The sequence below is a fragment of the Streptomyces sp. NPDC004838 genome (genome assembly GCF_053600955.1).
The window spans coordinates 101191-120479 of the sequence record NZ_JBSGAW010000025.1 but is presented as its reverse complement, the minus strand read 5'-3'; the positions used below and the strand labels follow the sequence as shown (position 1 = coordinate 120479).

The following is a 19289-nucleotide window of genomic DNA, read 5'->3' as shown; positions in this document are numbered from 1 at the left end:
ATCTGCGGGGTGCCGTCGTGCTACGTCGTCCCCACCGCCGTACCGCCGCGTCGACACGTCGGCGGGATGGGGCGCGGGCCAGGCCGAAGGCGTGGGTCCGAGGTCCGGTGAGTGGTCGAGAAGGGGATCGCGGAGGTGCCGTCGCGCGGCGACGCCGGCGCGGGGGCGGCCGAAAAGGGCGACGGGCGTCGTGCCGGTTCGGCTCTCGGGAATTGACGACGGGTCCGCTGGACCGCCCAGGATGTCGGGACTGGAGGATGGTGCGACGGTGGTCAGTGGCCGCCCTCGGGCGGCTCCGGGGCCCAGCCGGGGGCGATACCGGCCGTTTCGAGCAGTGCGGCGGCGGTGTCGGCGGCCCGGCGGCTGAGGTCGGCGGTGTCCACGCCGAGGAGTTCGCCGTCGCGTTTGACGGCCTTGCCGGCGACGAAGACGGTGTCGACGGTCTGCCGGCTCGCGTGATGCACGATCGAGGCGACCGGGTCGAGGACGGGCGTCATGGAGATGTGGTCGGTGCGGATCATGACGATGTCGGCCTGTTTGCCGGGTGTCAGGCTGCCGGTGACGCTCTCCAACCCGAGTGCGCGGGCGCCTTCGATGGTCGCGAACTCGAGCACGTCACGGGCGGAGATGTCGAGCTGCCACGGGTTGACCGCTTCCTCCAGCGACTGCTGGTTGGCGACGCCGCGCGGCACCGCCAGGGCAAAGCGCATCGCCGTGAACGGGTCGCCGCCGACGGCCATACAGGTGTCGATGCCGATGTTCGGCCTGATGCCCGCCTTGAGCAGCTGGGCGATCGGCGGCCAGCCGTGCCCCATCGCGGCCTCGTCCTCAGGGGTCACCGACGCCGACACACCCGCGTCGGCCATCAGCCGGAACTCCTCCTCGGTGAGGAAGTTGCAGTGGCCGAAGATCAGATCGTCGCCGAGCAGACCCTCCTTGTGCATACGGGTCACGTTGGGTCGGTCGCCGATGTCGATCACACCCATACCGACGTGAGTGTTGATCCGCAGGCCGAGTTCCCGGCCGAGTTCGATGTCGCTCTTGACGATGTCCATGGTCGCGTTGTCCGGGCCGCGCATGGCGAGCCCCATGGTGACCACCCCGTCGTCCGAGGAGAAGTGCTGGCTGCGCACTCGCCGGATTTCGGCCTCATTGCTGGGGGTGCTCTTGTGGGGAGGCGACAGAAGCTCCAGGTGCTGGGCCAATGTGCCGCCGTAGCCGAAGATCGCGCGGATGCCGCTGTCCTTCAGCGCGCGCACGGCCTCGTCGGTGTGCTCGGGCGTGGTCTGGTTGTGTGAGTAGTCGAAGACGGCCGTGACCCCGGAGTCGAGGGAGTCGTAGGCGCCGAGCGTGGTGCCCATCGCTATGTGCTCCGGCGCCATCTTCGGGCCGAGCACACCGAACATGGTCGTGAAGTACTGGAAAAGCGACCAGTTCGTGGCCATTCCCCGCAGGACCGACTGGTACAGATGCCGGTGCGAGTCGATGAAGCCGGGGATCACAAGGTGCCGCGAGGCGTCGATGACCTGTGCGCTGCCCTCCGCGATCTCCAGACGGGGACCCACGGCGGCGATTCGGCCGTCCTCGATGAGTACGTCCCCGACCAGGTCGCCCACGGCCGGATCCATCGAGACGATCCGCCCGCCTCGCAACAGCGTGCGCGCATCGGTCGTTCCGGGCCGGCCGGACGTTGCTTGTGCGAAGTTCGTCCTGGGACTCAGTGTGGACATATACCTATCCCCTCATCGATATTGCGCTCTATGGGGAAACGAACCCTTCAACGCCCCATGGGGCGATGCGTCCACGATGAACGCGACACACCATGCTGTCAACCTCTACGTCAAAACGTCGACACTCAAGTCAATCCTGCTCCGGCGCGAGCATGACACGTGCGTCAATAATTCGACACTTGAGCTAGACCCTTGGGTCTCTCGTCGTTTAGATTGCGGAACATGGCGAACACAGCGGCGGTGCGATCCCGCGACACGCAGGCGGACGGACTCGTCCCTTACCCGGCCGCGACAGCGGCCCGCTACCGGGCCGCCGGCCTCTGGTCCGGCCGCTCCCTGCCGACGGAACTGGTGTCCGCCGCGTCCGCCCACGCCGGCCGCACGGCGCTGATCACTCCCGAAGGCAGCTGGACGTATCAGGAACTCTTCGACGCCGCCCGGCACTTCGCCGCGGGCCTGCTGGAGTCGACCACTCTCCGGCCCGAAGACGCCGTGATGTTCCAGATGGGCAACGTGGCCGAGACCGTCGTCTCCTACCTCGGCTGTCTGATGACCGGGATACGCCCGGTCTGCACGCTCCCTCAGCACGGGGTACGGGAGATCAGCGTCCTGGCCCGGCACATCGGCGCGCGCGGCCTCATCCTCCAGTCCGACTTCGGACACGGCCGGCTCCCCGACAACGCCCGCTCACTCCTGGCCGACGGCGTCGTCGAGGACATCGTCGTGGCACGCGGCGACGCCTTCGACGGCGCGGTGGCCTACGAGGATCTGATCTCCGCGGGGGCGGCAGCCGACCCCGCGGACCTGCCCTACCACCACGGCGACCCCGACCGGATCGCCGTCTTCCAGCTCTCCGGAGGCACCACCGGGCTGCCGAAGATCGCTCCTCGCCTGCACGAGGAGTACGCCTACAACGCCCGCGCATGGGCCGAGGCACGGGGATGGGGACCCGGCACCGTGGTGCTCTACGCCCTGCCGATCATGCACAACGCCGGAATCTCCGTAGCGCTCCAACCGACGCTGCTCAGCGGCGCGACGCTGGTCCTCGCGCCCTCCGCTCACGTCGGCACCGTCCTCGACCTCATCGAAACCACGCGCCCCGACGTGATCCCGCTCGTCCCACCGGCCCTGGCGATCCGCCTGCTGGAAGAGAACGGCAACAGGAACACCGACCTGTCCTCCGTCAAGGACTTCATCGTCGGCGGGCAGAAGCTGGCCGAGGAGGTCGCCGAGCGGCTGCGCGACGACCTGGGCATAGCCGTACGACAGAAGTTCGGCATGGCCGAGGGCATGTTCCTGGTCACTCCCCCACAGGCCGGAGAAGCGATACGCCACCACACGGTCGGCGCCCCGCTCTCCCCCGCGGACGAGATCCGCGTCCTGAGCCCCGAGGGCGACACCGAAGTCCCCGACGGCGAGATCGGCGAGCTGTGCGTCCGCGGCCCGTACACCATCCGCGGCTACTACCGGGCGCCCGAGCACAACGCGAGCGCGTTCACCGACGACGGCTTCTACCGCACGGGCGATCTCGCCAGGCGGCACGTCATCGACGAGCTGACCTGCTACTCGATCGACGGTCGCATCAAGGATGTGATCAACCGCGGGGCGGAGAAGATCCACGCCGACGAGGTCGAGGAGCTGATCATGCGGCACCGCGATGTGTCCAACGCCGCGCTGGTGGCGATGCCGGACAAGGTCCTGGGCGAGCGCGGGTGCGCCTACCTGGTGATGGAGCCCGGCAGCCGACCGCTGACCGTGCGGACTCTGGGCGACTTCCTGCTGGAACACGGCCTGGCCAAGTACAAACTGCCCGAGCGGGTCGAGTTGGTCCCCAGGCTGACGTTGTCGAACATCGGCAAGGTCTCGAAGAAGGCCCTGCGGGAGGACATCGAGAGCAAGCTGGCCCGCGAGACGGACTCGGGTTCCTGAACGGTTCCTGAAGGGGAGTTGCCTCCCGCGCCCCGGACAGCTCCGTAGCGAGATCCTCGCGCGCCTCCACCTGTCCGCACCCATGGACGGACACCAAACCGTGGACGGACACCCGGCCGGCACGGTGATCCGCCGCAGGGCCTGGACTCGGGGCAACCGAAGCCCGGACGCAGGGCAACCGAACGCGCGACCGCCTCCCTGCTGCCGGAGGGACTCAGGCAGCAGGGAGGCGTCCTCACGCTGGTGTCGGCCTTGATTGTGGGGTGTCGGGCCCTGGTTGTGAGGTGCCGGCCCTGGTTGCGGGTCGGGCGAACCCCGCCCGGCCCGAGCCGGACCGAGATCGCCGTCGGACCCGAGATCAGACGGCGAGAGGGAACCGCTCGGCGAGCCAATTCCCGATCACGTCGGCGGCCAGGCTGCTGCCGGTCGGCTCCCCCGGCGCGATGGAACCGCCGAAGTGGAGACCTCTGACCCGGTGGCGGGTCTTGTCCGCCGCGCCGAAGCCGGAGATCATCGCCGCGGCGTCCTGGGGGTAGGCCGCCTGGTCTCCCGTGAGTTCGACCAGCAGGGTCGGCGCGGTGACTCCGGGCGCGCAGCGCAGGAAGTCCGCGTTCGTCGAGGCCGCGGACCAGGTCGAGAGCCACGCCTCGGGGGTGGAGAGTCGGCCGAACCCCACGAGGCCGTAATTGATGAGGTCCGGACGGCTACCGAACAGCGACCCGTAGGGCCGTTCGTTGGCGTCCAGGGACAGGTCGACGCCGCGCAGATCGGCATCCGTGCGGTAGACCGTGACGATCCTCGGGGCCAGTGCCTCCCGCCGGTCACCAGCCGTTCCGGAGGTCTTGAAGCGCCTGCGCGCGGCAGCGGCTTCGGCGACCAGCTCTCGGGCCCGAGCGTCGACGCGCTCGACGCGTGCTCTCTGGGCGGCTCGGTAGCGGGCCACGAACTCGGGCGCGTAGGCGGAGCTGTGCGGGGCGTCCACGAATCCGTTGGCCGGACTGTACGGATCGAGGTCCGGATCGACGGACATCGGGTCTGCCTCGTCCGTCACCGAGGGGTCGATCAGTCGCCGCAGCAGGGCTCCCTGACCCACGTGCGGGGCCATGAACACCGCGGCGTCCGGGACCGGTAGCTCGGCCCCGGCCAGGTCGACCGGACGGCCCGCGGGGGTGCGCGCGATGCGTCGAGCGGGGGCGAGCCCGGCCTGCTGATGGTAGAGCGCGGAAAGAGGCCCACCGCCCGAGTGCCCGAGGGTGACGACATGGTCGAAGCCGCCACCGCGGAGAAAGACCTGACCGGCCGCCATGTCCAGCACGGCCTGCTCATGCACCAGTCTCAGGTCGTTGTTGACGGAACGGGAGCCCTGGGTCCAGACCGCCGCTCCCCGCGACAGGAGTTCGGGCACCAGCACGTGGTGGGTGAAGTCCTGGCGCGGGTGCATCAGACATACGACGGTGCGCGCGCCCGGAACCGTACGCAGCACTCCCGTGACCGTCGCGCCGTCGGCCGTGGTCAGTTCGTGCGGCGATGAGACGGTGGCGTCAGGGATGGCGCGTGCGGTGATGTACCGGCCAGCGCCGAGACGGACGGACGTGCTCATCGTGCCTCCACGCGCAACGCGTCCTTGTCCTGCTGGGTGATGCGCGAGTTCTTGAGTCCGGCGACCGCGCTGTACCACACGGCGTGCCGGCACCCGGTGGCGCGCCGGTCGACGACGATGGCTCCGGGCGAGCTGATGCGGAAGTAGGGTCCGACCTTGTCCACGGTCACAGCGGTGTCGCGCGCGGCGACGTCGGGGATCGTGCTGTTCTCCGGTACGTCGAGAACAAAGAACGTGCTCATGTCCCGGTCAGCTCCATCCCGGTGCCGGAGTGGGCTTCCTCCCACTGCGCGGCGCGCTGAATGATCAACTCGGCCTTGCGGGCGAGCAGTTTGTCCATGCTGGGCTCGGATCCCGAGGCCACGTCGATCAGGGCTTCGACGGTGAGTGCGGCGTCCAGGTCCTCCTGCGGCGTGACCGGCCGCAGCGCGCGGGTGATCTCGACCATGTAGCCGTTCGGGTCGTGGGTGTAGATCGACTCGATCGTCTCGTGCATGACCTGCATCTCCACCGGCCACCGCGACTCGTCGAGACGGCGGCGATACTCCATCAGGTCCTCTTCGTCGTCGACATGAATCGCCAGGTGCCGGGAGTTGATGAAGAACTCGGGCACGTCGTCGGCGAACCGTGCGTAGACGTCGCCCGCGGTGCCGGCCGCGGCCGGGGGTTCGAACCCGAAGTAGTAGAAGAAGGCGATGCGGTCGTTGTTGCCGATGTCGAAGAAGAAGTGGATGAAGTCGGGGTGCCGCTCGGGACCCCAGCCCGCCGCACAGATCGAGTGAACAACCGGGAACCTCAGGACGTCACGGTAGAAGCGCACGGTGGCAACGGGGTCGAACGTGGGGAATGCGGTGTGGTCGACGCCCTTGACCCGGTGTTCGGGACGGCTCATGTCCGACCTCCTCGTACTTGTGGTGAATGGGCTCTCGGGCGGGTCACCGGGCCACCGGGGCGTCCGCTCGGAGCAGGCTCCCCGCGGAGGGAAGGTCGACGGGCAGCCCGAGCTTCCGCAGTACGGTGTAGGCGCCGGCGGTCGCCGCGGACAGGACCGGAATGCCGAACTCCTCCTCGGCGGGCTGTACAAGGTCCAGTGAGGGCATCTGCACACAGGCCGAGATGACCAGGGCGTCGACCCCGCTCAGGTCCAGATCGCGTGCGGCGCTCATCACTTGTTCCCCCGGTATGCGGCCGACCTGCTCGTTGTCCTCGACCTCGAGCGCTCGCCAGTCGGCGACGTCGAATCCCTCGGCTTCGAGATAGGTCACGACCTTTTCGGCCAGGGGGCGCATGTACGGCGTGACCAGGGCGATCCGGCGTGCCTTCAGAGCGCGCAGCCCCTCCGAGAGCGCTCCGGCGCTGGAGAGAACCGCGGCGTCGGCACCTCCGGTGGAGAGCTGTTCGGCGATCGACGACTCCACCCGCTGGTGCTCTCCCGGACCGCCGACCATCACCGCGACCAGACACGCGTAGAGGACGGCGTCGACTCCGGCATCGCCCAGTTCCAGGATGCAGCGCTCACGCTGCGCGTTCATCGCTCTCAACTGCTCAGGCGACACGGTGTGCATGCGCATGCGGCTGGAGTGGAACGAGAAGGCCGCGCCGGGGTGCCGGTTCAGGAGTCGCGGCATCTCGGTCTCGACCGTCACGTTCGAGCTGGGAACCACGAGGCCGATCTTCATCGGTCCAGGCATTGATCCACTCCCATTCCTTTGACTTACGTAACTATTTTTCGACACTGGTGTCACATTGTCAAGGGTGGCCCCGCCGCTCCAACGGCAGGCGCGGTGGCCGGAAGGGAGACGAGGTACGCGCGAGAAGCGCTGGTGGCACCGTCCGAACGTGCTTGGCGGCCGGAGCCTCCGGGCCGCATGACGACGGCGTGTGGCCACCAGCGCACACGAGCGCGGTGCGGCCTTGAGAGAACAGCGGACCGGTCGGCAACAGGGCGAGACGGCGCGGCGCGCCACCGGCTGTCCGACTGCCTGCCCCGGCCTTCCGGACCCGCCGGAGGAAGGCGATGCGTGCAGTCGGGACGCGCGAACGGGGCTTCAGATACAGCGGTTGCCGTGTGGGGTGCCGGTCGGCCACCGGTCGGCGCGGATGGGATCGACCGCCGTGCCGACGACGACACAGGCCGCTGCGGTGAGGATTGGTGACACGCGCGGTCCGGGCGACCGTGCGGTCGACGCCGCGCCGCTCACGTAACGGTCCTTGCGCTCGGCTAAGGCCGCTTCTGGTGGATCTTGCTGGGCTCGCGTGCCCTGGCACCGCGCCTCGCTGCGTTGTCGTCGGTCGCCGATGCTCCGCATGGACTCCCTCCTCCGCCTTGCGATCCACGGCACCAGACCCCGCTCACTGATCCAGCCTGATCCACCAGAAACGACCTAGCTGTGGCCGGCTTCGAGGGTGTCTCAGCGCTCGCGGTGCCGATACGTCAGGCTCCCGGAGCACCGAGTGAGGCTCGCGGCACCCAGCGCGCTGCTCGCGCGATATCCGCGTACGGTCGGCTTCCCGGACGGGGTCCGGTGGCTGACGTCAGCCCTCGCCAGGCAGCAGACGTTCCAGCGCGTCGAGACTTGAGCGGGCCATGGCCAACGCGGACCGCGCGGAATCCACAGGACGCCGGGGGGCGTCAACGGCGACCACCATGTCCACGGCGGACTGGCTGATCTGACGAGTCACGGTGTCGATGTCGTAGTCCGGGCCCGGGTGATACCACCACGCCACCCAGTTGCACATGCCCAGGACGCTGAAAGCCGCCACCTTGGGGTCGAGCGGCTTGAACTCTCCGCTCTCGATGCCTTCCTCGATCACGCCGGAGAGCGCCGCCAGCACGTCGCGTCGCGCCTGGCGGTGGCGGGAGCGCAGCGGTTCCGGCAGTGCGGACTCCGTCTGGTCGTGGACGCGGAACTGGTGAGGCGATTCCGCCCGCTGCCGAACCAGCATGTCGGTCAGTTCGCGCAGCTTCCCTTCCGGCGTGAGGTCCTCACGAGAACGGAGCGCGGCCAAGGACTCCGCGAGGTTCAGGCTCATCTGCTCGACCAGCATCGCCAGCAGTTCTTCCTTGCTGGTCACATAGTGGTAGAGAGCCGTGCGGGTGACGCCGACGGCCTTGGCGACATCCTGAAGCGTGGTCGTCTCGTATCCATTCTCCGCGAAGAGGAGCGTCGCCTTCTCCAAGACCTCACGGGTGACGAGGGCGTGCCGGGCCGTGCTGCGGCGCCCGCCTCCCTGCCCCTTCGGTGCGGGTCCCTTCGCGGCTACGGTTCTGCTCCTCCCGGGTGAATTCGCCATGCGGTGATAGTAGCCCGAGCGTCGGCACGCGGGTCGCCGGAATCACTGAGCGTTTTCCGGCCTCGGTTTGCGCAGGTCAGGTGCGGGGTGAGGGCGAATGGCGCGCGCCGAACCGCTCGGTGCCGGTGCCGCGTTCGACCGCCGGTTCGCGGACCGCTCCACCCGCACAGGCACCCGCCGGATCCGACTCCACGGCGCCCGGCACACGTACGGCTCGCTCCTGGCGGCGCTCGACGTACATCCGCGGGTCGCGATGCGCATCCTCCGGCACAGCGAGATCGCGGTGACGAGGGAGGCGTACACGCATGTGCCCTCGCGGGGGCGGGGGTCCGGGGCGGCGGCGACCCGACGATCCCGGTACGGGCGCGTCGCGTCCCGGCGGCCCGGCGGTGTCAGAGGCCGCACCAGTCGCGGATGATCCGCTCGTAGATCGTCACGGACTCCTCCAGCCGGGTCACCGAGCACCATTCGTCGGTCACATGGGCCAGTTCCGGCTGCCCCGGACCGCAGATCAGTGTGGGCACCGAGCCGAGCGCGGCGGTCAGCACGGCCGCGTCCGTGAAGAAGGAGGCGGCGCGCGGCTCGTACGAGCTGCCGGGCTTCACCCCGGCCACGATCTCGCCCACCGAGCGCGCCCAGTCGTCCGCCGGTTCGGTCCAGACCGGCGGGAGGTCGAGGAGCGTGCTCAGCGAGACGTCGGGACCCGTGTGCCGGGCCAGTTCCGCGGTGACCTTCCCGTGGTCCTGGCCCGCCACGGTGCGTACGTCCAAGGCCGCGACGGCGAGGTCGGGTACGGAGTTGGGGTTGAGGCCGCCGTGGAAGGTGCCCACGTTCAGGGTCGGCACGCCCATCGCCGGGTGCGGGGCGTCTTCGAACGTGAACCCGTCCAGTCGGGTCACCGAACGGGCCAGCGCGCAGACGGCGTTGCTCCCCAGGTGCGGGGTCGAGCCGTGGGCGGTGACCCCGGTGGCGGTCGCCTCCAGCCACAGCGCGCCCTTGTGGCCGTGGACCACCTCGTTCGCGGTGGGTTCCGCGATCAGCAGCGGGCCGCTCCGGCCGTCGCTCAGATACGGCGCCACATGCCGTGCGCCCAGGGCGCCGGTCTCCTCGGCGGCCGTCAGCACCAGCCGCAGGCCCGCCCGTCCGGGCCGTCCTGCGGCGGTGGCGCGCACGGCCGCGAGCACCATGGCCGCGACGCCGCCCTTCATGTCGGTGCTGCCCCGCCCGTACAGCCGGTCGCCGTCCCGCTCGCCCGCGTACGGGTCCCGGCTCCAGGGCTCGGCGCCGAGCGGCACCGTGTCCAGATGGCCGGAGAGGCAGAGCGGCGGGACGTCGAGCCCGGTCTGCCACTCGGCGATCAGCGTGGTGCGGCCGGGCGCGTGCTCGTGGCCGCGGACGGTGAATCCGGCCTGCTCCAGCATCGGGGCCACGATCGCCTGGGCGTCGACTTCGTCCCGGTCCACGGTGGGTATCGCGAGCAGCCGCCGGGTGAGGTCCAGTACGTCGTTCATCTAGTCCGTCATCCTCTGGTCAGTCGTCTTCTGGTCCGTCATCCTCTGGTCAGTCGTCTTCTGGTCAGTCGTCTTCTGGCCCGTCGTCCTCGGTGTCGAGCCCCTGACCTGGAGGAGCGGGGCGACCGCTATCTGAAAGGAGCCCGTGCCGGGGCCCTGTTGCCGAAGGAGGCGGACGCACTCGTCCGCCATGAGTTCCCACTGCTGGCGCATGGTGGTCAGCGGCGGGTCGAAGATCTCGGCGAAGGTGATGTCGTCGAAGCCGGTGACCGCGACGTCGTCGGGGACCTTGACGCCCGCCCGCGAGAGTCCGCGCAGCACGCCGAGCGCGATCAGGTCGTCGCCGCAGACGATTCCGTCGGGCCCCCCGCGTGTTCCGGGCACCGGTGCGGGCCCGTCCCATCCGTGCTCCGCCACGAGGCGGGCCGCGGCGCTGAGCCCCCAGGAGACCTCGAAGGTGCCGAGCAGTGCCGGACCGGCCGGCTCCAGACCGTGTCGGGCCAGCGAGGTCTCGAAGGTCTGGGCGCGGTCGCGGGCGGAGGAGCTGCTGAACTCCGAGCCCACGTACACCAGCCGTCGACGCCCCTCGGAGATCAGCAGGTCCACCAGGCCGCCGACGCCGGCCGCGTCGTCGACGCCGACCCAGCTGCCGCTCAGCCCCTCGACCCGGCGGTCCATCTGGATCACCGGGACCCGCTCGGCCGCCGCCCGTATGGCCGGACCGCTGTCGGTGATGTGGAGCGGGCTGATGACGATCCCGTCCACCTGACGGTCGATCAGTGTGCGGATCCTGCGCGCCTCCATCTCGACGTCCTGGTGCGAGTCGCAGAGCAGCAGGTCCACTCCGTCCCGTTGCAGCCGGCGCTCCACGGCTTCGACCAGCAGCGGGAAGAACGGGTTGGAGATCTGGGGGACCACCATGCCGATGGTGTGCGACCGCTGGGTGCGCAGTGCCTGGGCGAGGGTGTTGTGGCGGTAGCCCAACTGCCGGGCCGCCTCGGTGACGCGGCGGGCCAGATCGGAACCGACCGGCCGGGAGCCGGAGAGCGCGCGGGAAACCGTCGCGGTCGACACGCCGGCCAGCTTCGCGACGTCCTGGATCGTCGCCATGGACAACCCCCTCCTCCCGAGCGGGGGCACGCGGCGGCCTCCGTTGGGTAATCGTTTACAGGCGAGGGGCACTTCGTATCACGGTGAACTTCCGACATCAAGACCTTGACGTGGCCGAAAAGCGCCTCTTACAGTTCCGTGCACTCGGCAAACGATTACCAGGGGTGGCGTCAAAGCCCCTGGGGACCGCCGGGCGCTTTCGCTCCGCTGGCAATCGATTACCCAACCCGGTGCCGGTGGCCCCCTGTCCTGTTGCTTCCCTCCCCCTGCGGCCCGAGTGCCGCCCGAGAGGAACCCTCATGACCATGAGACCCCTGCGCGGAATCGCGCTCGCCTCCCTCAGCGTCGTGCTCGTCGCCGGCGTGACGGCCGGCTGCTCCCGCGAAGGCGACGACGCCGCCGGGAAGAAGTCGGGCGGCGCGTCCGACGGCAAGGTGCGTATCGGCCTGGTGCAGGTCAACACGCAGGCGATATTCTTCAACCAGATGAACGAGGGTGCCCGGGCCGCCGCCAAGGAGATCGGCGCCGACCTCACGGTGTTCAACGCCAACGACGACGCCGTCCAGCAGAACCAGGCCGTACAGGACTTCGTCCAGCAGGGCTTCGACGCGGTCATCGTCGAGGCCATCGACGTCAACGGCATCAAGCCCGCGCTGCGCGCCGCCTCCAAGGCCGGCGTCAAGGTGGTCGCCGTCGACGCCATCATCGAAGACCCCGCCGTCGACGTGCAGGTGGGCGTCGACAACGCGGCGGCGGGCAAGCAGATCGGCGAGTTCGTCAACACGTACAACGCCGAGAACTCCATCACCCCCAAGATCGGCGTCGTCGGGGCGCTCAACGCGTACATCCAGAACCTGCGCAAGGACAACTTCGACTCCGCGGTCAAGGCCAAGGGCGCCCAGGTGCTGCAGACCGTCGACAGCAAGAACACCCAGGAAGGCGCCTCCACCGCCGCCGGGAACCTGCTGACCGCCCAGAAGGACATGAACACCGTGTACGCCACCGGTGAGCCCGCCCTCCTCGGCACCGTGGCCGCGGTCAAGAGCGCGGGAGCCCAGAAGCGCGTCAAGGTCTTCGGCTGGGACCTGACCAAGCAGGCCATCGACGGCATCGACGCGGGATTCGTCGCCGGCGTCGTCCAGCAGGACCCCAAGAAGGAGGGCGCGGAGGCCGTGAAGGCGGCCGTGTCCCTGGTCAAGGGGGAGAAGGTCGCCAAGACGATCGACGTGCCGGTGACCATCGTCACCAAGGAGAACGTCGACCCGTACCGCGCCGTCTACAAGTAACCCGCGGCGAGCGCACGAAGGTGAGCACCACGTGACCACAGCAGCCGACGCGCGGCCCGAGTACCGCGCCGAGATGATTGATGTACGCAAGCGCTACGGCATGATCGACGCGCTGCGCGGTGTGACGATCCGCGTCCGCCCCGGCGAGGTGGTCGGCCTGGTCGGCGACAACGCGGCGGGCAAGTCGACCTCGATGAAGGTCCTGGCCGGCGCGGTGGTCCCCGACTCCGGTGAGATCCGCGTCAATGGCCAGAAGACGTCCTTCACCACCCCTCGGGAGGCACGGGACGCCGGAATCGGCATGGTCTACCAGGACCTCGCCCTCTGCGACGACCTCGACGTCGCGGCCAACCTCTTCCTCGGCCGGGAACCGCGCACCGCGGGCGGGCTGTTCCTCGACAAGAAGCGCATGCACACCGAGGCGCGCCGGCACCTGGACGCGCTGCGTATCCGCATCCCGCTGACCAACGTCGCCGTACGCAATCTCTCCGGCGGCCAGCGGCAGGCGATCGCGATCGCCCGCGCCGTCTCCTTCGAGCCCCAGGTGCTCATCCTCGACGAGCCGACCGCCGCGCTCGCCGTCACCGAGGTCGAGACCGTGCTCGAACTCATCCGCACGGTCTCGGCCCGCGGGGTCAGCGTCATCCTCATCACCCACCGGCTCCAGGACCTCTTCCGGGTCTGCGACCGGCTGACCGTCATGTACGAGGGAGCCGTGCGCCGGGAACTCGACGCGAAGACCACCAGCCTGGAAGAACTCGTCTCCGAGATCGTCGGCGACGGCCATGGAACGGAGGCGGCATGAGCGCCGGAACGGCCGTCGTGAGCGAGCGCGTGGTCGCCACCCGCTCCGCCAGGATCCACGCCTTCCTCGGGAAGCACGTCCAGACCGTCGCCATCGGCGCGGTGCTGCTGCTGGTGCTCGCCGTCTTCTCGGTGTCGGCCGACACGTTCTTCAGCTCGGAGAACGTCATGAGCGTGCTGCGGCAGAACGCGCCCGCGCTCATCGTCGCCGTCGCGATGACCTTCGTCATCACCACGGCGGGCATCGATCTGTCGGTCGGCTCGGTGCTGGCGCTCAGCGGCTCGATGCTGGCGATCCTCATCTCCAACGGGACCAGCCCGACCGTGGCCTTCCTCGCCGTCATCGCCCTCGGCGCGGTCATCGGCATGATCAACGGCTGGCTCTCCTGTTACCAGGGCATCCCCGCCTTCATCATCACCCTCGCCACCCTCGGCATCATCCGCGGCACCGCGCTGCGCTCCACCAACGGCTACTCGGTCTCCATCCCCGAGGACAACTGGGTCGGCTTCCTCGGCCAGGGCCGGATCGCGGGCATCCCGGTCGCGGCGGTCATCGCGGTCGTGGTCGCCGCCGTCGCCTGGGTCGTCTTCACCAAGACCCCCTTCGGGCAGTACGTCGTCGGCCTGGGCAGCGACATCGAGTCCCTGCGCCGCGCCGGGGTCAACGTCCGCATGGTCGGCATGTGGGTCTATCTGCTCTCGGGGGTGGCCGCGTCCCTCGCCGGGATCCTGGTCGCCACCCGGCTCGGCAGCGGCTCGTCCAACCAGGGCATCGGCTTCGAGCTGACCGTGATCACCGCGGTCGTCCTGGGCGGCACCAGCCTCTTCGGCGGTCGGGGCAGCGTGCTCGGCACCGTCCTGGGCGTGCTCACCCTCGGCTTCATCGAGAACGGCCTGGACCTCAGCCATGTCAACCCGTTCTACGTTCAGATCGTCCAGGGCTCGATCCTGCTGATCGCGGTCCTCGCCAACACCCGCCTCTTCACCCGTTTCGCCGCGGTGAAGTCATGACCGCCGTCCGTACGGTCATCGGCACCGTCCCGGTCGCCGAGCTGGGGATCACCCTCATGCACGAGCACCTCCTCAACGACACGTCCTCGTGCTGGCATCCGCCGGGCCCGGACGACGCGGAGGGCCGGGAGATCGCCGAGCAGCCGTTGCGCATGAGCTACCTCGGACGCCTGCGCAACGACCCCTTCCTCTCCCGCGACAACATCCGGATGGACGACACCGGGCTCGCGGCGGCGGAGGCCGCCAGGTTCGCCGCCGCCGGCGGGCGCACCATCGTCGAGCAGACCTGCTCCGGCATCGGCCGCGACCCCGCCGGGCTCGCCGAGGTGGCCCGCCGCACCGGACTGAACATCGTGATGGGCTGCGGCTTCTACCTCGAACCCAGCCATCCGGCCGGGGTGCGGTCGATGACGGCCGAGAACGTGGCCGAGCACATCGAACACGAGATCCGCGAGGGCGTCGGCGGCGTCCGGGCCGGCATCATCGGCGAGATCGGGGTCTCCGCGGCGTTCACCGCGCAGGAGGAGAAGGTGCTGCGGGGCGCGGCCCGCGCCCAGCGCCGTACCGGAGTGCCGCTGTCGGTGCATCTGCCCGGCTGGGAGCGGCACGGCCACCGGGTCCTCGACACGGTGGCCGAGGAGGGCGGCGACCTCGGTGCCACGGTGCTGTGTCACCTCAACCCCAGCCTCGACGACCCCGGTTACCAGCACGCGCTCGCCGAGCGCGGTGCGTGGCTGGAGTACGACATGGTCGGCATGGAGTTCTACTTCGCCGACCAGGACGCCCAGTCACCGGCCGACGAGGACAACGCCCGCGCGATCGCCGCGCTGGTGGCCGCGGGCCACCGCGACCGGCTGCTGCTGTCGGGCGACGTCTTCCTCAAGACGATGCTCACCCGCTACGGCGGTTACGGCTACGACCACCTCATCACCGGCTTCTCGCCCCGGCTGCGCCGCCACGGCCTGACCGACGGGGACATCGAGCAGCTTCTCGTACACAATCCGGCGGCCGTCTTCGAAGCCGCCGCGAAGGGAGTCCGTCCATGACCCGCGTACTGATCGCCGGAGAGTCCTGGGTGAGCGAAGCCACCCACTACAAGGGCTTCGACGCGTTCACCTCGGTCACCTTCCACACCGGCGTCGATCCGCTGCGGGACGCGCTGACCGGAAGCGGCATCGAGGTGGCCTACCTCCCGGCGCACGAGGTTCCGGAGCGCTTCCCGAACACGGTGGAGGAACTGTCCGCCTACGACGCGGTCATCCTCTCCGACATCGGCGCCAACAGCCTGCTGCTGCACCCCGACACCTGGCTCAGGGGCCGCCCCCGGACCAACCGCCTCGCCGTCCTCGCCGAGTGGACCAGGGCGGGCGGCGGACTGGGCATGGCCGGTGGCTATCTGAGCTTCCAGGGGTTCGAGGCGAAAGGTTTCTTCTACCGGACCGCGGTCGACGAGGTGCTGCCGAGCGTCATCTCCTCGCACGACGACCGGGTCGAGACCCCCGAGGGCTCGGTTCCCGCCCTCACCGACGCGGCCCACCCGATCGCCGCGGGCCTGAGCGGCGAGTGGCCGCCGCTGCTGGGCTACAACCGCTTCGGCGTCAAGGACGACGCCCATGTCATAGCCGAGATCAACGGCGACCCGCTGCTCGCGGTACGGGAGGTGGGCGAGGGCCGCACCCTCGCCTGGGCCTCGGACATCGCGCCGCACTGGTGCCCGCAGGAGTTCCTCGACTGGGAGGGTTACCAGACGCTGTTCACCAACGCGTGCCGGTGGCTCACGCGGGAGCTCTGACGCGTCTGCGCGGCGCGGGCGCGCCGGACGCGCCTACCGCTGGTCCGACGCCTCTGCCGCCGATGCGACGCCCCTCCCGCCGCGCGCGCCTCTGCCGCAGGTTCGACGCCTCTCCCGCCGCGCACGCTTCTGCCGCCGATCCGCACCCGGCGGCGGGGGCGTGCGCGGCGGGGCGCGCGTAGGGACCGGGGTGCCGCGTACTGGCCGGGCGCCCCGGTTCGTACGGTGTGCCGCACCCGGACCCGGTGTGCCGCCCCTGGCTCGGTGCGCCGGGTCCACGCCCCGCCCAGGTCGTACGCCGTCCCGAACCCGGCCCTTGGTCCGCCGTCCACACCCCGAACCCGGCCCTTGGTCCGCCGGATCCACACACCGCCCTCCCCCGGACCGCACCACCCCGCCCCGTCCTCCGGTCCCGGTCCTCGCCGCGCGCCGGCTCATCACACACCCAGGAGTCCCGGATGTCAGCAGACGGCGTACTCGTCGTCGGCAGTGTCAGCGTCGATGTCACGGCGTTCAGCGAGCGCCCGCCGCGCCGCGGCGAGACCGTGCTCGGCCACGACCTCACCCTCGCCCTCGGCGGCAAGGGCGCCAACCAGGCCGTCGCCGCCGCCCGCTGTGGAGCCCCGACCTGGCTGGTCGGCTGCGTCGGCGAGGATCCCTTCCGCGACCTCGTGCTCTCCGGACTGTCCGAGCAGGGCGTCCGGCTGTCCGAGGTCCGTACCGTGAAGGGCCGTACGGGCGTGGCCCACATCAGGGTCGACGCGACGGGCGAGAACGACATCGTCGTCGCCCCGCTGGCCAACGCCGAGCTGACCCCGGCGATGGTCGACGCTAGTCTGGCCGCCACCGCCGGGTCGGCCGGGGTGATGCTCCTCCAACTGGAGGTGCCCGTCCCCGTGATCCACCACGCGGCGGTCGCCGGAGCCCGGTCCGGACACACCGTGGTGCTCGATCCGGCCCCGGCCCGGCCGCTGCCGGACGGGATCTGGCAGCACGTGGACCTGGTCACCCCCAACGCCGGTGAGACCACCGCGCTCACCGGCACCGTCGTGGAGGACGCCGAGTCCGCGGGCAGGGCGGCCCAATGGTTCCTGCACCGGGGAGTACGCCATGTGCTGATCACCCTCGGCGGCGCGGGAGCCGTACTGGCCGACGACGAGGGCTTCCGCCATTTCCCGGCCTTCCCCGTCACCCCGGTCGACACCACGGCGGCGGGCGACGCGTTCACCGGAGCGCTGGGCGCCGCGCTCGCACGGGGACTCGGCCTCGACACCGCGATACGGCACGGCATGGCGGCCGGCGCCCTCGCCACCACCCGCCCCGGCGCGAGCCCCTCCCTGCCGGACGCGGCCGAGGTGACCGCCCTGCTCGAAGCCGGCACGGCCGGGCCCCGCCCCGGCGGCTGACGGGACCGGCCATACGCGAACCGGCCCGGTTTGCCGATGCCGTCCACGTGGTACGGCTCAGCGGCGCGGTACGGAGCGGCTCGCCCGGGGCCGGACGCCCCGACCGGCTGACGTCCACGCGGCTCCGGTCACGCGAGCCGCGGCACCGAGCGGGAGGCGCGGCGATGAGCGGGAGCGCACACGGGGCGGGCGGAATCATCACCACCCGCGTACCGGCCCGGCTCGACCGGCTGCCGTGGTCCCGATGGCACTGGATGATCGTGGTCGGCCTGGGCACCGTGTGGATCCTCGACGGCCTGGAGGTCACGATCGTCGGCTCCATGGCCAGCCGGATCTCCGAGCCCGGCAGCGGACTGGCGATCACCGACGCGCAAGTCACGGGCGTCGCCGCGGCTCTGTACGTGGCCGGGGCCTGTTCCGGCGCGCTGTTCTTCGGCCGGCTCACCGACCGCTTCGGGCGCAAGAGGCTGTTCCTGGTCACCCTGTCGGTGTACCTGGCCGCGACCGCTCTCACCGCGCTGTCCTTCTCCGCCTGGTGGTTCTTCCTCTTCCGGTTCCTGACCGGTTTCGGCATCGGAGGCGAGTACGCGGCCATCAACTCGGCCATCGACGAGCTGATCCCGAGCAAGTACCGGGGCCGGGTCGACCTCATCATCAACGGAAGCTACTGGCTCGGCGCGATGGGCGGTGCGCTGCTGTCGGTCGTCGCGCTCGACACCGCGCTCTTCCCCGCCGACGTCGGCTGGCGACTGTCCTTCGGCCTCGGCGTCGTCCTGGGTCTGGTGATCCTGCTCGTACGCCGTCAGGTACCGGAGAGCCCCCGGTGGATGCTGATCCACGGCCGGGCCCCGGAGGCGGAGCGGCTCGTGGACGATGTGGAACGCCGGATCGTACGGGAGAAGGGCCGCCGTCTGCCGCAAGCGGCCCGCGAGATGACGGTCCATCAGCGCGGAACGATCGGCTTCGGCGAGATCGCGCGCACCGTCTTCCGCCGGTACCCCCGGCGCGCGGTCCTCGGTTTCTCGCTCTTCATCGGGCAGGCGTTCCTCTACAACGCCATCACCTTCGGCTTCGGTTCCATCCTGGTGCGGTTCTTCTCCGTCCCCAGCGGGTCGACCGGCTACTACTTCGCCGTCATCGCGTTCGGCAACTTTCTCGGACCGCTGCTGCTCGGGCACCTCTTCGACACCTGGGGCAGACGCCCCATGATCGCGGGCACTTACATCCTCTCCGGTCTCCTGCTGTTCGGCACCGCGGCGCTGTTCGGCGCGGGCGTGCTCGACGCCACCACGATGACGCTGTCCTGGTGCGTGGTGCTGTTCTTCGCGTCCGCGGGCGCCAGCTCCGCGTATCTGACGGTCAGTGAGATCTTTCCGATGGAGACCCGCGCGATGTCGATCGCCTTCTTCTACGCCCTCGGCACCGCCGCGGGCGGCATCGCCGGGCCCCTGGTGTTCGCCGGACTGACCGAGAGCGGCGTCGTCGCGGACGCCGTCCTCGCCTTCAGCATCGGAGCGGCGCTCATGGTGGCCGCCGGGCTGGTCGCGCTGTTCTTCGCGGTCGCCGCGGAGAGGCGGTCCCTGGAGGACATCGCCACCCCGCTCTCCGAGGTGGCCCGCGACGGCCGGTCCCACAACGGAGAGCGGACCGCCGCGCCCCGCGAACCGGGGCCCCCGCCCGGCCCCCCTGACCGATGACGAACCCGCCCGGACCCCCTGACCGATGACGAACCGGGGACGTCTCCGACGGGTCCGACGGGTCCGACGGGTCCGGCGGGTCCGGCGGGTCCGGCGGGTCCGGCGGGTCCGGCGGGTCC

At 70.2% G+C, this 19289-nt stretch carries 16 protein-coding genes; 8 read left to right on the top strand and 8 right to left on the bottom strand.

Annotated features, from left to right (window positions below; genetic code table 11):
- Positions 1-272: 272 nt before the first annotated feature.
- Positions 273-1730 carry an amidohydrolase family protein gene (locus tag ACWEFL_RS26195; RefSeq protein ID WP_451716937.1) on the bottom strand — a complete coding sequence of 486 codons (1458 nt, stop codon included), beginning with the start codon at positions 1728-1730 and terminating at the stop codon, positions 273-275.
- A 222-nt stretch (positions 1731-1952) separates the two neighbouring features.
- Here ACWEFL_RS26195 and ACWEFL_RS26190 point away from each other — a divergent pair, with 222 nt between their 5' ends.
- A complete protein-coding gene (locus tag ACWEFL_RS26190; RefSeq protein WP_451716936.1) occupies positions 1953-3659 on the top strand; it encodes an AMP-binding protein in 1707 nt (568 codons plus the stop codon).
- A 358-nt stretch (positions 3660-4017) separates the two neighbouring features.
- Here the strand turns inward: ACWEFL_RS26190 and ACWEFL_RS26185 are convergent, their stop codons facing one another.
- The 7 genes from ACWEFL_RS26185 to ACWEFL_RS26155 all read right to left on the bottom strand — a co-directional run bounded on the left by ACWEFL_RS26185 (position 4018) and on the right by ACWEFL_RS26155 (position 11174).
- Positions 4018-5259, bottom strand: coding sequence for a hypothetical protein (locus ACWEFL_RS26185; protein ID WP_451716934.1), 1242 nt, complete (start codon positions 5257-5259; stop codon positions 4018-4020).
- The gene (locus ACWEFL_RS26180; RefSeq protein WP_451716933.1) at positions 5256-5501 is read right to left on the bottom strand and encodes a hypothetical protein; all 246 of its coding nucleotides are present in this window, start codon (positions 5499-5501) and stop codon (positions 5256-5258) included. Before ACWEFL_RS26180 ends, ACWEFL_RS26185 begins: the two co-directional genes overlap by 4 nt.
- Complete coding sequence (locus ACWEFL_RS26175) at positions 5498-6151, bottom strand: VOC family protein (RefSeq protein ID WP_451716932.1); 654 nt, start codon at positions 6149-6151, stop codon at positions 5498-5500. Before ACWEFL_RS26175 ends, ACWEFL_RS26180 begins: the two co-directional genes overlap by 4 nt.
- A gap of 43 nt (positions 6152-6194) precedes the next feature.
- Positions 6195-6950 carry a maleate cis-trans isomerase family protein gene (locus ACWEFL_RS26170; protein WP_451716930.1) on the bottom strand — a complete coding sequence of 252 codons (756 nt, stop codon included), beginning with the start codon at positions 6948-6950 and terminating at the stop codon, positions 6195-6197.
- A gap of 844 nt (positions 6951-7794) precedes the next feature.
- The gene (locus ACWEFL_RS26165) at positions 7795-8553 is read right to left on the bottom strand and encodes a TetR family transcriptional regulator (protein ID WP_451716928.1); all 759 of its coding nucleotides are present in this window, start codon (positions 8551-8553) and stop codon (positions 7795-7797) included.
- Between the two features lie 392 nt (positions 8554-8945).
- A complete protein-coding gene (locus ACWEFL_RS26160) occupies positions 8946-10064 on the bottom strand; it encodes a M20 family metallopeptidase (protein ID WP_451716926.1) in 1119 nt (372 codons plus the stop codon).
- Entirely contained in the window at positions 10065-11174 is a 1110-nt protein-coding gene (locus ACWEFL_RS26155) for a LacI family DNA-binding transcriptional regulator (RefSeq protein ID WP_451716924.1), read from the bottom strand.
- Positions 11175-11473: 299 nt separating this feature from the next.
- Between ACWEFL_RS26155 and ACWEFL_RS26150 the strand changes: the two genes are divergently transcribed.
- The 7 genes from ACWEFL_RS26150 to ACWEFL_RS26120 all read left to right on the top strand — a co-directional run bounded on the left by ACWEFL_RS26150 (position 11474) and on the right by ACWEFL_RS26120 (position 19170).
- On the top strand, positions 11474-12460 hold the full coding sequence (locus tag ACWEFL_RS26150; RefSeq protein ID WP_451716922.1) for a substrate-binding domain-containing protein: 987 nt from the start codon (positions 11474-11476) through the stop codon (positions 12458-12460).
- Between the two features lie 31 nt (positions 12461-12491).
- A complete protein-coding gene (locus tag ACWEFL_RS26145) occupies positions 12492-13265 on the top strand; it encodes an ATP-binding cassette domain-containing protein (RefSeq protein ID WP_451716920.1) in 774 nt (257 codons plus the stop codon).
- A complete protein-coding gene (locus ACWEFL_RS26140; protein ID WP_451716919.1) occupies positions 13262-14275 on the top strand; it encodes an ABC transporter permease in 1014 nt (337 codons plus the stop codon). The genes ACWEFL_RS26145 and ACWEFL_RS26140 overlap by 4 nt, the downstream gene beginning before the upstream one ends.
- Entirely contained in the window at positions 14272-15321 is a 1050-nt protein-coding gene (locus ACWEFL_RS26135) for a phosphotriesterase family protein (protein WP_451716917.1), read from the top strand. The genes ACWEFL_RS26140 and ACWEFL_RS26135 overlap by 4 nt, the downstream gene beginning before the upstream one ends.
- Complete coding sequence (locus tag ACWEFL_RS26130; protein WP_451716915.1) at positions 15318-16067, top strand: glutamine amidotransferase; 750 nt, start codon at positions 15318-15320, stop codon at positions 16065-16067. Before ACWEFL_RS26135 ends, ACWEFL_RS26130 begins: the two co-directional genes overlap by 4 nt.
- 458 nt (positions 16068-16525) lie before the next feature.
- Positions 16526-17473 (top strand): ribokinase, encoded by a 948-nt coding sequence (locus ACWEFL_RS26125; RefSeq protein WP_451716913.1) that lies wholly within the window; start codon positions 16526-16528, stop codon positions 17471-17473.
- Between the two features lie 164 nt (positions 17474-17637).
- Positions 17638-19170 carry an MFS transporter gene (locus tag ACWEFL_RS26120; protein WP_451716911.1) on the top strand — a complete coding sequence of 511 codons (1533 nt, stop codon included), beginning with the start codon at positions 17638-17640 and terminating at the stop codon, positions 19168-19170.
- Positions 19171-19289 lie beyond the last annotated feature (119 nt).

Excerpts from the sequence above, each read along its gene's own strand:
- ACWEFL_RS26195 (WP_451716937.1), bottom strand. The coding sequence starts at position 1,730 with ATGTCCACACTGAGTCCCAGGACGAACTTCGCACAAGCAACGTCCGGC.
- ACWEFL_RS26120 (WP_451716911.1), top strand. The coding sequence starts at position 17,638 with ATGAGCGGGAGCGCACACGGGGCGGGCGGAATCATCACCACCCGCGTA.
- ACWEFL_RS26140 (WP_451716919.1), top strand. The coding sequence starts at position 13,262 with ATGAGCGCCGGAACGGCCGTCGTGAGCGAGCGCGTGGTCGCCACCCGC.
- ACWEFL_RS26130 (WP_451716915.1), top strand. The coding sequence starts at position 15,318 with ATGACCCGCGTACTGATCGCCGGAGAGTCCTGGGTGAGCGAAGCCACC.
- ACWEFL_RS26175 (WP_451716932.1), bottom strand. The coding sequence starts at position 6,151 with ATGAGCCGTCCCGAACACCGGGTCAAGGGCGTCGACCACACCGCATTC.
- ACWEFL_RS26180 (WP_451716933.1), bottom strand. The coding sequence starts at position 5,501 with ATGAGCACGTTCTTTGTTCTCGACGTACCGGAGAACAGCACGATCCCC.
- ACWEFL_RS26160 (WP_451716926.1), bottom strand. The coding sequence starts at position 10,064 with ATGAACGACGTACTGGACCTCACCCGGCGGCTGCTCGCGATACCCACC.
- ACWEFL_RS26150 (WP_451716922.1), top strand. The coding sequence starts at position 11,474 with ATGACCATGAGACCCCTGCGCGGAATCGCGCTCGCCTCCCTCAGCGTC.
- ACWEFL_RS26135 (WP_451716917.1), top strand. The coding sequence starts at position 14,272 with ATGACCGCCGTCCGTACGGTCATCGGCACCGTCCCGGTCGCCGAGCTG.
- ACWEFL_RS26165 (WP_451716928.1), bottom strand. The coding sequence starts at position 8,553 with ATGGCGAATTCACCCGGGAGGAGCAGAACCGTAGCCGCGAAGGGACCC.
- ACWEFL_RS26185 (WP_451716934.1), bottom strand. The coding sequence starts at position 5,259 with ATGAGCACGTCCGTCCGTCTCGGCGCTGGCCGGTACATCACCGCACGC.
- ACWEFL_RS26125 (WP_451716913.1), top strand. The coding sequence starts at position 16,526 with ATGTCAGCAGACGGCGTACTCGTCGTCGGCAGTGTCAGCGTCGATGTC.
- ACWEFL_RS26155 (WP_451716924.1), bottom strand. The coding sequence starts at position 11,174 with ATGGCGACGATCCAGGACGTCGCGAAGCTGGCCGGCGTGTCGACCGCG.
- ACWEFL_RS26190 (WP_451716936.1), top strand. The coding sequence starts at position 1,953 with ATGGCGAACACAGCGGCGGTGCGATCCCGCGACACGCAGGCGGACGGA.
- ACWEFL_RS26170 (WP_451716930.1), bottom strand. The coding sequence starts at position 6,950 with ATGCCTGGACCGATGAAGATCGGCCTCGTGGTTCCCAGCTCGAACGTG.